Source organism: Methylomagnum sp. (assembly GCF_054333355.1).
Map to the genome: position 1 here is coordinate 1 of NZ_JBTEKS010000139.1, position 10,008 is coordinate 10,008.

At 63.8% G+C, this 10,008-nt stretch carries 8 protein-coding genes; 3 read left to right on the forward strand and 5 right to left on the reverse strand.

The window, feature by feature from the left end; genetic code table 11:
- Positions 1–225: 225 nt before the first annotated feature.
- Positions 226–1,794, forward strand: a complete 1,569-nt coding sequence (locus ACXWUF_RS11965; RefSeq protein WP_458494894.1) for a hypothetical protein — start codon at positions 226–228, stop codon at positions 1,792–1,794.
- Between the two features lie 247 nt (positions 1,795–2,041).
- Here the strand turns inward: ACXWUF_RS11965 and ACXWUF_RS11970 are convergent, their stop codons facing one another.
- The 3 genes from ACXWUF_RS11970 to feoB form a co-directional block, all read right to left on the reverse strand.
- Positions 2,042–2,518, reverse strand: a complete 477-nt coding sequence (locus ACXWUF_RS11970) for an MEKHLA domain-containing protein (RefSeq protein WP_458494895.1) — start codon at positions 2,516–2,518, stop codon at positions 2,042–2,044.
- Positions 2,519–2,747: 229 nt separating this feature from the next.
- On the reverse strand, positions 2,748–3,230 hold the full coding sequence (locus ACXWUF_RS11975; RefSeq protein ID WP_458494896.1) for a ferrous iron transport protein A: 483 nt from the start codon (positions 3,228–3,230) through the stop codon (positions 2,748–2,750).
- Positions 3,227–5,203, reverse strand: coding sequence for a ferrous iron transport protein B (feoB, locus tag ACXWUF_RS11980; protein WP_458494897.1), 1,977 nt, complete (start codon positions 5,201–5,203; stop codon positions 3,227–3,229). The genes ACXWUF_RS11975 and feoB overlap by 4 nt, the downstream gene beginning before the upstream one ends.
- A gap of 336 nt (positions 5,204–5,539) precedes the next feature.
- On the opposite strand from feoB, the gene bfr reads away from it, so the two are divergent.
- Positions 5,540–6,007 carry a bacterioferritin gene (gene bfr / locus ACXWUF_RS11985; RefSeq protein WP_458494898.1) on the forward strand — a complete coding sequence of 156 codons (468 nt, stop codon included), beginning with the start codon at positions 5,540–5,542 and terminating at the stop codon, positions 6,005–6,007.
- A 161-nt stretch (positions 6,008–6,168) separates the two neighbouring features.
- Here the strand turns inward: bfr and ACXWUF_RS11990 are convergent, their stop codons facing one another.
- Positions 6,169–6,456 carry a helix-turn-helix domain-containing protein gene (locus tag ACXWUF_RS11990; protein WP_458494899.1) on the reverse strand — a complete coding sequence of 96 codons (288 nt, stop codon included), beginning with the start codon at positions 6,454–6,456 and terminating at the stop codon, positions 6,169–6,171.
- Between the two features lie 158 nt (positions 6,457–6,614).
- Between ACXWUF_RS11990 and rodA the strand changes: the two genes are divergently transcribed.
- The gene (gene rodA / locus ACXWUF_RS11995; RefSeq protein WP_458494900.1) at positions 6,615–7,748 is read left to right on the forward strand and encodes a rod shape-determining protein RodA; all 1,134 of its coding nucleotides are present in this window, start codon (positions 6,615–6,617) and stop codon (positions 7,746–7,748) included.
- A gap of 41 nt (positions 7,749–7,789) precedes the next feature.
- On the opposite strand, the gene parE is transcribed toward rodA, so the two are convergent.
- Positions 7,790–9,676 (reverse strand): DNA topoisomerase IV subunit B, encoded by a 1,887-nt coding sequence (gene parE, locus ACXWUF_RS12000; RefSeq protein WP_458494901.1) that lies wholly within the window; start codon positions 9,674–9,676, stop codon positions 7,790–7,792.
- Positions 9,677–10,008 lie beyond the last annotated feature (332 nt).

Below are 10,008 nucleotides of genomic sequence, written 5' to 3' on the forward strand. Positions count from 1 at the left end.
TTTTCATTTTGGGTTTATGGCGTTCACATAGGCCGACTCGGTTTGCGAAACCGAGTCGGCTTTTCTCGTTGCCGTACACTCATGTTGAAAACGCTCTAACTTAATGCCAGTGGCGGGCCACCCGGTCGGGACCGCGCCGCGTCATTGCAGGCAACGCCAGCCGAAAACCGGATAGTGTTCGACTCGAACCGACTCACAGCCCTTTGCCGACGGTGCCCCAATCCTATGCAAGTCCAGGAACTGCCCCCCCTCCCCTTCAAGCTCGATTTGCGCTCGGCCTCGGAATGGCTGGACCGGCTGCCGGTGAGCAATATCCGGGAGACCTGTCGGCTGCTGTTCCCGATGTTGCAGTTGTTGAACCTCTATCCCATGGCGCCCCGGCTGCGTTTCGACATCCTCGAACACTCCCGCCCCATCGTCTTCAGCCTCACCCGCAACTTGCAGCCCCATCTGGCCGACCGGACCTTTCCCCTCGACAGCAAGACCCGCAAAATCGCCACCTTGTCCGCCCGCTTCCATCTGGAGGCCGCCATGGGCTATCGGCTGCTGCTGGAGGACACCTCGTTCGGCAAGGTGTTCGCCGCCAGCGAGCGGCTGGCCATCCTGCGCTGGGCCTTGGAGAATCTGGCCTACGGCCAATTGCGCACGGCCCAGGTGTATGAGGTGCCCTCGTCCTCGGCCAGTCCGACGCTGCAAAAGCTGTATGCCTACGCGCTGACGAATCGCCTGCTCGACGAGTTCGTGGCGACGGAACGGGAGCGCCCCGCCACCTTCCGGGAGCTGTTCGCCAGCGCCGGCCTGTTTCAACTGGCGGCGCCCGGACGCTTGGCGGCGGCGGAGATGCAGCGCTTGTTCGACCGGCTCTGGCTACGGGGCGGAATGGACGGCTTGGGCCTGGAGGCGGACGAAGGCGGCAGGCAGGCGGTTTTCTGGTTCGATCCCGCCGCCGCGACCATCCTGGTGCCCGCCTTGCCCAGCGCCCCCCCCGCCCCGGACTTGCCCTATATTTCAGCGGAAAAATTCGTGGCGGCCTGGAACGCCGCGACCCGCTCCGGCGAAACCCCGGAGGACGAATCGTTCCGGCGGGTCTGGCGGCGCCTCGGGGAGCGCCTGCCCTGCCCGGAAAACATGGGGCGGCGGCGGGTGGTGCTGTCGGTGGGGTTCGTGTCCATCGTGTCGATGCTGTGGAACATCGAAGCCCGCCAATCGGCCCCCAAGCGCCGCACCGGAGGCGTGGCCTGGTCGGGGCTGGGGGGATTTGAATTGGCGCCCACGGGCGAGTTCGCGCCGCAGGACAACCGTCCGGCGAAATTCAAGGGGCGGCCACGCTTGGCGGACTTGGTGGCGTCCGCCGAGTTGACCGACGAGGAGCGTACGGTGGAAGTGGTGCCCACGGAGTTCCCCGGCTTCTACCTGATGGATTCGGGACGCTTGGCGCTCCGGGCGGGGCTGTTGGTGGGACTGAATTCCGACAACCATCATGTTCAGTTGGGCGTGCTGCGCGGCGGTCAAATCCGCGATGGGCGGTATTGGCACAGCTTCGAATTGATCGGCGACCGGGTGCGGCCCGTCAGGGTCACGGGCAGCAACGGCAAGGACGACAAGCGCAATGGCTTCATTGTGGTGGACCCGGCGGGCCACTCGGCCAGCCTGATCGTGCCGCCCGGCAAATGGCGCCGCGATGACACCGTGACCGTGTATTTGCTGGATGGTCAGCCGGTGGTGCATCTCGCCAAGCTGCTGGAAGCCACGGCGGACTTCTGCCATTTCTTGCTGGCGGAATCGGTGGGTTAAACGTGGGTTTTCAATTCGGGTGTACGGTATTAACCCCCAACCCCCCTTATCAGGGGGGCTAAGACTCCCTCCCCTGATAAAGGGGAGGGCCGGGTAGGGGTTTAGAGCGAGCCAGCCGTACAAGCAAAATGATAACGCTCTAAACGTGGCTTTTCGTAGGGCGGGTGGAGTAGCGCCTGGTGAGGCCGCGCATTTCAAGAAAGCCTTGCGTGCGTCCAACCCGCGCAATCAGTGAGCGTGGGCATTCTCAAGCCCACTTCCAATGCTCGAACATGGCGGCCTGCCCGCAGGCGATGCCCCGCTGGTCCAGCAAATTCCAAATCACCGCGCCCTCGATCTCGAACCGCCGCCCGTGCCGACCAACGCGCACGCCCCGGTAATCGTCCACATAGCCCTGCTCGGCGACCTTGCACAGCAACAGCTCGCGGGACTCCTGGTTGACGCGCTCCGCCGACAGGCGCGAGGGGCAGGCGGTGATTTCTTCCCAACTCATGGCGAACAGGCTCATCGCGGTCTGGTTGGCGTAGTTGAAGAGCGGGTCCGGGGCGGTGTCGTGGGAAGCCACGGCGAACCTCGCCCGGAACAGAAACCGGGCGGCGTCCACGTCGGTCATGCGGGGATCCACCAGCTCGCGGCCCGTCCAATGCCGGAGGCTATAGCGCAGGATGGCCACATGCTCGGCCAGATAAGCGTTGTCTTCGCTGGGTAGCGGGAAAGCGGTCATAGGGCTGGATTCACGGTTGAGAAAAGACGGGGCGAATTATGGCCCAGATAAGGGAATTGCCAAGCACGGTATCCGTGGGAGTGGCCTTTAGGCCACGGCTAGTGCTTTGTCAGCCATTGAAGGACGTAATAGGCGTAGGGCGGGCAGGTATTCCCTGCCCGACGCTTCGGCCAGACCGCCTAGTCGTGGCCTGAAGGCCACTCCCACAGGGTTGTTTTCGGCCAAATCCTTACCGGCCAGCCCGCCCCCATCGCCATCCCCTAGCCTTCTTCCCCGCCCGCTCGCCGGTGACTCTGACCTTCCCGGCCAGCTCGGCTTCCAAAGCCAGTTCCAAATGCTCCACCCGCACCACCGTGGCCGGGGAATGCTGTAGCACCCGGACGGGTCGGCCTTCGGTCAGGCCATAGGCCTGCAAATGCTCCCGCTGGTGGCTGGGCAGGTCTTCGGCGAATCCGGAAATCTGGGCGTGGTCGCCCGCCGCCACGTCGTTCAGGGTCATGATCGCATTCTCCAAAGTGGATGATTTCTTGTGGAACAGCCGCCCCAGCCGCGACGCGAGGCTGGTCCGGGACACGTCGATGGTGGAATAGCCGCAGGCCGGACAGCACACCGTCGCACAGGACGCCCCCATCGGGCAGGACGTGCAGCCGCCGTGGTCGTGGGCCACGAAGCGATGGCCGCACAAGGGGCAGTCGATCTGTGTGCCGCTCATAGCCCACCCCAGCCAATCATGAGCAGCCCACGGTTCAGCAGCCCGCCAATCAGGAAGGCCAGCGGGAAGATCATCGCCAGCATCAGGGCGGCGGTGCGGCCCCCGTGCTCCTTGACGATAATCATGATGCTGGCGATGCAGGGAATGAACAGGGTGATCGTCACCATGCCCACCACCGCTTGCCGGGGGCTGAGCAAATTGGCCGATTCCAGCGCGAACAAGCCGGTCGCCCCGAAATCACGCCGCAAGAAGCCCATCAGGAAGGCCGCGCTGGCCTCCGCCGGGAGCCCCAGCCAATCCCGCACCAGCGGCTTGCCCGCCTCAATCAGCCAGGGCAGCGCGCCGAGCCGGTCCAGCGCGAACAACAGGAAGGTGCCGAACAGGAACAGCGGCACGACCTCCTTCAAATACCATTCCAGCCGGGCGAAGGTCTTGGTCAGCACGTTGCCGAACACCGGCACCCGCAGCGGCGCCAGGGCGATCAACAACGGCGTGCGCTCGCCCGGGATCACCCGCGCCGCCAGCCAGCCGACGACCAGCAGCACCGTGACCACGAAGCCCGCCCAGATCATGGTGGCGACCAGCGAGACCCGGCCCAGCATCCCCATTACCACGCCAAGCTGCGCCGAACAGGGCACCGCCAGCGCCAGCAGGAACGTCACCATCAAGCGCTCGCGGCGGCTTTCCAGAATGCGGGTGGTGAGCGTCGCCATGGTGACGCAGCCGAGGCCCAAGACCATGGGCAGGATGGCCTTGCCGTTCAGTCCCAAGGTGCGGAACACCCGGTTGCTCAGCACCACCAGCCGGGACAAATAGCCCGAGTCCTCCAGAATGCCGAAGGTGAAGAAGAAGGTGCTGACGATGGGCAGGATCAAGGCCAGGGCGTAGGTCATGCCCACGGTCCACAGGCCATATTCGCCGACCAGCAGATCGGTGATGAAGGGCAGCGGCGACCATTGCCGCACCTGTTCCGTCACCCAGGGGTTGAGCAGGTTCTCGAACAAATCCTCTTCCACCAGCCCCACCAGGGTGCTGGCGCCGAACTGGCCGACGAACCAGTAGATGGCATACAGCACGCCCAACAAGATCGGAATGCCCCACACCGGGTGGGTGGCGAGATGGCCCAGCCGGGCGCCCCACTGGCGGGAGTTCGAGCCGGTTTCCGCCACCACGGCGCGGGCGGTGTCCTCGGCGAAATGCAGCCGGGTGCGCTGGATGAGGGTGGAGAGCGGTTCCACGCAAGCCAGTTGCGCGGTTTCGCGGAAGGCTTGCAGCCGCTCCAGGTTGGCCGCGTCGAGCGATTCGGTCAGCCATTCCTCGGCGCTGGGGTCGCCCGCCAAAAAGGCCAGGGCCAGCCCGCGCCGGGCGAGGTGGGTGTGGGGCAGGCAGGCCACGATGTCCGCCGCCGCCGTTTCGATCTCGGCGGGATAGCTCAGCCGGAATTTAGGGGGGCGGGACTCGCCCAAATAGCCCATCAACTTAGGCACGCCCTCGCCCTTGATGGCGACGGCGGCCACCACCGGCACCCCCAAGCGGGCTTCGAGCTGGCCGGTGTCCACGGTCAGGCCACGGGCGCGGGCCTCGTCCATCATGTTGAGCGTCAGCACCAGCGGCACGCCCAGTTCCGCTAGTTGGGTGGTGAGCAGCAAGGTCCGGCGGAGATTGTTGCCGTCGCCCACCTGAGCGATGGCGCGGAGCCTCTCCCGCAGCAGGGCGCGGGCCGTGACCCATTCGTCCTCGGTGCGCGGCGGCAGGGTGACGATGCCGGGGGTGTCCACCACCGTCGCCGCCAAGTCCTTGCTGCGGCCACGGGCGACTTCGACCGTGGTGCCGGGATAGTTGGCGACGGTGACGTAGACGCCGGTCAAGTGGTGGAAGATCACCGACTTGCCGACGTTCTGATGGCCGACCAAGGCGATGCTGCCTTCCAGGTCGGGGCTGGCGATATCGGGCGAGGCGTGACAGGAACTCATGGCGTATTGGGTCTGAGCCTTAAGGTTTGGCGAACAATCTCGTTCCAAAGTTATCCGCGCCGCGCTCGTGGGTTGAGGAACGAAACCCAGCATTCCGGGATGCGGAGCGCCGGGTTTCCGCGAAACTCCAACCCAGCCCACGGCGATGCGCAATTGATAACTGTTCTCAAGAATATACCACGGAACCCGGCTCCAGCCCCGCCCGGCAAACCCTTTGGTTGTTCCGTGAAGCGGATGATATAGTCGGATGATGCCTTACGACTCACAGGGAATTACCCACCCAACAGGGCGCCCCACTATTTCGAAATTCATTCAACCCTCCCAGGAGACCAAACCATGAAAGGTGACGTGAAAGTCATAGAACACCTAAACCACTTGCTGGCCGGGGAATTGACGGCCATCGACCAGTATTTCGTGCATTCCCGCATGTACGACAATTGGGGCTTGAGCAAACTGGCCGAGCGGGTGGGCCATGAGATGCAGGACGAAACCGGCCACGCCGACAGCCTCATCAAGCGCATCCTGTTTTTGGAGGGCACGCCGGACCTCTCCAAGCGGGAGCCGCTGCTGGTCGGCCACGATGTGCCGTCCATGCTGAAGAACGATCTGGCGGTGGAGATTTCGGTGGTCGCCGCCTTGAAGGAAGTCATCGCCTACTGCGAATCGGTGCGTGATTTCCAGACGCGGGAAATCCTCGAAGTGATGCTGGAAGACACCGAGGTGGACCACGCCCATTGGCTGGAGCAGCAGCTTGGCCTGATTGATAAGGTGGGCTTGCCGAATTATTTGCAGTCGCAGATTTAAAAGCACGCACCACTCGCTGTGAGAGCGGCAGGGCAATCGCGCTTGCCTTTTTGGTTCCCTCGCCCGCCGGGAGAGGGAGAAAATCACATAGCGCGATTGCCCTGGTGGGGCGGTTTCCAACCGCCCCCACAAATCAAGCTTCCACGCCCCGCCATTCTTCTTCAACAGGACTTACGCAAGTTTTCCGCGAAGCGGGTGATGTAGGTCGGGCTTAAGCCCGACCTACAGCGATTTGTCCAGGATTGTGCGTAAGTCCTGTTCAACTTGTGCCGCAGGGTCCGCTCGCTGATTTTCAACAGCCGGGCGGCCTTGGCCTTGTCATCGCCGGTCGCCGCCAGCGCTTTACGAATCAAGCGCCGCGCCCTTCCCCCCACCCGTTTTTCCAGGTCCAAACCTCCCTCGTCCGACGCGGCGGCGAGGAAGGTGAGCCGCAGACGGCGGATGGTCATGGGCGGGATTCTCCACTGAGGGTGCAGGTTTATGTAACATTCCGCCCCGGCGCTTAAAGCCCTCCCCGTCCGGGAGAGCTTGCGCAGTGTAGGTTTTTACGAAATCGCGACTTGCCCCCTCTCTCACCGGGGGGACGGGGCAAAATAAGGCACAGGCCATGAATATCGACCCGCTGCTACACCAATTACGCTTGACCCCGCCCCAACGCAAATCCCCGTTGGCCCGGCTGCACATCGACCTGCCGCTGTTGGGCGGTTTGGCGATGCTGGCGGCGCTGGCCATGGTGGTGCTGTATTCCGCCTCCGGCCAAGACCCGAATGTGCTGCTGCGCCAGCTTATGCGGCTGGGGCTGGCCGCTGGCGTCATGATCGCCATCGCCCAGATCAACCCGCGCTTCTTCCAGTTCTACAGCCCCTTCCTGTATCTGGCGGGTGCCCTGCTGCTGACCGCTGTGCTGGTGCTGGGGAAGATCAGCATGGGCGCCCAGCGCTGGCTGGATTTGGGGGTTATCCGGTTTCAGCCGTCCGAGCTGACCAAGCTGTCCACCCCCATGATGATCGCCTGGTATCTGGCCCAGCACGCGCCGCCGCCGCGTCTCCAGCAATTGCTGGTGGCCGGGGTGTTGGTGCTGATTCCCACCCTGCTCATCGCCAAGCAGCCGGATTTGGGCACCGCCGTGTTGGTGGGGACGGCGGGCGCCGCCGTGGTGTTTTTGTCGGGGCTGCCGTGGATGTACATCATCGGCCTGGGGGCGGTGGGCGGGGGCTTGCTGCCGGTCATCTGGCATTTCATGCGGCAATACCAGCGGGACCGCGTGATTACCTTCCTCAACCCGGAGGCCGACCCCTTGGGGCGCGGCTACCACATCATTCAGTCGAAAATCGCCATTGGTTCGGGCGGGCTATACGGCAAGGGCTGGCTGCATGGGACGCAGGTTCACCTGGAATTCCTGCCGGAAAGCTCCACGGATTTCATCTTTGCCGTGCTGGCGGAGGAATTTGGGCTGTTGGGCTGCGTGGGCCTGCTCGCCATTTATCTCTTCATTCTGGGGCGGTGCTTCTACATCGTCGTGCAGGCGCAGGATCGTTATTGCCGGTTCCTGGCGGGCGCGTTGACGCTGACCTTTTTCGTGTATGTGTTCGTGAATATCGGCATGGTGATTGGGATTCTGCCAGTGGTGGGCGTGCCCTTGCCCTTGGTGAGTTATGGCGGCACGTCGATGGTGACGTTGTTGGCGGGGTTTGGGATGTTGATGTCGATACAGACGCATCAGCGGCGGGGGGCGGGGTGAGGGCGTTAGAACGTGCGCCCTCATGTGCGGGATCCCACTCATCACACCTCCGCCAAATTCCCCTTCTCCTCCAACCAAACCTTCCGGTCCCCCGCCCGCTTCTTCGCCAACAGCATATCCAGCTTCTCGTGGGTTTCGGTGTGCTCGTCCAAAACCAACTGCACCAGCCGCCGGGTGTCTGGGTTCATGGTGGTTTCCCGCAGCTGCGGGGGATTCATCTCGCCCAAGCCCTTGAAGCGCTGGACGTTGATTTTGCCCTTGATCCGCTCCGCCTGAATGCGGTCCAGCACGCCCTTCTTCTCCGCCTCGTCCAGGGCGTAATAGACGTTCTTGCCCACGTCGATGCGGTACAGCGGCGGCATGGCGACGAAGACGTGCCCGGCCTCCACCAGCGGTCGGAAATGCCGGACGAACAGGGCGCACAGCAGGGTGGCGATGTGGTTGCCGTCGGAATCGGCGTCGGCCAGGATGCAAACCTTGCCGTAGCGTAGCCCCGTCAAATCCGCCGAGCCGGGGTCCGCGCCCACCGCCACGCTGATGTCGTGGACTTCCTGCGAGGCCAGCACGCCGCCCGAATCCACCTCCCAGGTGTTCAGAATCTTGCCACGCAAGGGCATGATGGCCTGGAAATCCTTGTCCCGCGCCTGCTTGGCCGAGCCGCCGGCGGAATCGCCTTCCACCAGGAACAACTCGGTCTGCCCCAAGTCCTGCGAGGCGCAATCGGACAGCTTGCCGGGCAGGGCCGGACCCGCCGTGACTTTCTTGCGGGCCACCTGGCGGCTGGCCTTGAGGCGCTTCTGGGCGCTCTCGATCACCAGCTCGGCGATACGCTCACCCACCGCCGGATGCTGGTTCAACCACAGACTGAAAGCGTCCTTCGCCACGCCGGACACGAACGGCGCACATTCCCGCGAACTCAGCCGCTCCTTCGTCTGCCCGGAGAACTGCGGCTCCTGCATCTTCACCGACAGCACGTAATGGCAGCGTTCCCAGACATCCTCCGGGGCGATTTTGATACCGCGCGGCAGCAGGTTACGGAACTCGCAGAACTCCCGCACCGCTTCGGTCAGCCCGGTGCGGAGACCGTTGACATGGGTGCCGCCCTGGGGTGTCGGGACGAGGTTGACATAGCTTTCCGCCACGATTTCTCCGCCCTCCACCGTCCAGGCCACGGCCCAATCCGCCGCTTCCTGGTGGCCTTCCAGGCTGCCAATGAACGGCTCCTCCGGCACGCATTCGCTGGCGCCGATGCGGTCGAGGAGGTACTGCGGCAGGCCATTCACGTAATGCCAGGTGTCGGTTTCGCCGCTGGCGTCGTCCTTCAAGGTGATTTTCAGGCCCGGACACAGCACCGCCTTGGCCCGCAGCAGCGCCTTGAGCTTGGGCACGGCGATCTTGGGCGTGTCGAAATAGCGGACTTCCGGCCAGAACCGCACCGTGGTGCCGGTGTCGCGCTTGGCCGCCGGGCCGATTTCGGCGAGGTCGGACACCTTGTCGCCCCGCGCGAAGCCGATGGCGTAGGTCTTCCCGCCCCGCCGCACTTCCACTTCCAGCTTGTCGGACAGCGCGTTCACCACCGACACGCCCACGCCGTGCAAGCCGCCCGAGAAGCGGTAGTTCTTGTTGGAGAATTTGCCGCCCGCGTGCAGCTTGGTGAGGATCACCTCCACGCCGGAGATGCCTTGTTCCGGGTGGATGTCCACCGGCATTCCGCGCCCGTCGTCGCGGACCTCGACGCCGCCGTCGGCCATCAGCCGCACGTCGATGTTGCGGGCGTAGCCGGCCAGGGCTTCGTCCACGCTGTTGTCGATGACCTCCTGGGCGAGATGGTTGGGCCGGGTGGTGTCGGTGTACATGCCGGGGCGCTTCCGCACCGGGTCGAGTCCTGAGAGGACTTCTATGGATGAGGCGTCGTAGATGTCGTTCATGGGGATTGGGGTTATTCGCGAGGGGGGAGAGTATAGCCAAAACAGTGGGAACCCCGCGTAACTGTGGCGTCACCCGGCGGCGATGGTCTGCGCCAATAGTAGGTTTAATAGGATGGGGTGGAGCTTCGCGGAACCCATCACATCGAGCCAAGCGGCATGATGGGTTTCGCTGCGCTACACCCATCCTATAGAGGAATAGGTTCCTATGCGGATAGGGCCGCTGTAAGGCGGGTGTAATAATCGGCTGGCAGGATTGGGCGTTTTCTTCCCGCCGCGCACGGAGAGCATGAAGCCGATATTCACCCCCAGCATTTCCAGCCCCCGGCAACGCA

Excerpts from the sequence above, each read along its gene's own strand:
- feoB (WP_458494897.1), bottom strand. The coding sequence starts at position 5,203 with ATGAGTTCCTGTCACGCCTCGCCCGATATCGCCAGCCCCGACCTGGAA.
- ACXWUF_RS11990 (WP_458494899.1), bottom strand. The coding sequence starts at position 6,456 with ATGACCATCCGCCGTCTGCGGCTCACCTTCCTCGCCGCCGCGTCGGAC.
- parE (WP_458494901.1), bottom strand. The coding sequence starts at position 9,676 with ATGAACGACATCTACGACGCCTCATCCATAGAAGTCCTCTCAGGACTC.
- ACXWUF_RS11975 (WP_458494896.1), bottom strand. The coding sequence starts at position 3,230 with ATGAGCGGCACACAGATCGACTGCCCCTTGTGCGGCCATCGCTTCGTG.
- ACXWUF_RS11970 (WP_458494895.1), bottom strand. The coding sequence starts at position 2,518 with ATGACCGCTTTCCCGCTACCCAGCGAAGACAACGCTTATCTGGCCGAG.
- ACXWUF_RS11965 (WP_458494894.1), top strand. The coding sequence starts at position 226 with ATGCAAGTCCAGGAACTGCCCCCCCTCCCCTTCAAGCTCGATTTGCGC.
- bfr (WP_458494898.1), top strand. The coding sequence starts at position 5,540 with ATGAAAGGTGACGTGAAAGTCATAGAACACCTAAACCACTTGCTGGCC.
- rodA (WP_458494900.1), top strand. The coding sequence starts at position 6,615 with ATGAATATCGACCCGCTGCTACACCAATTACGCTTGACCCCGCCCCAA.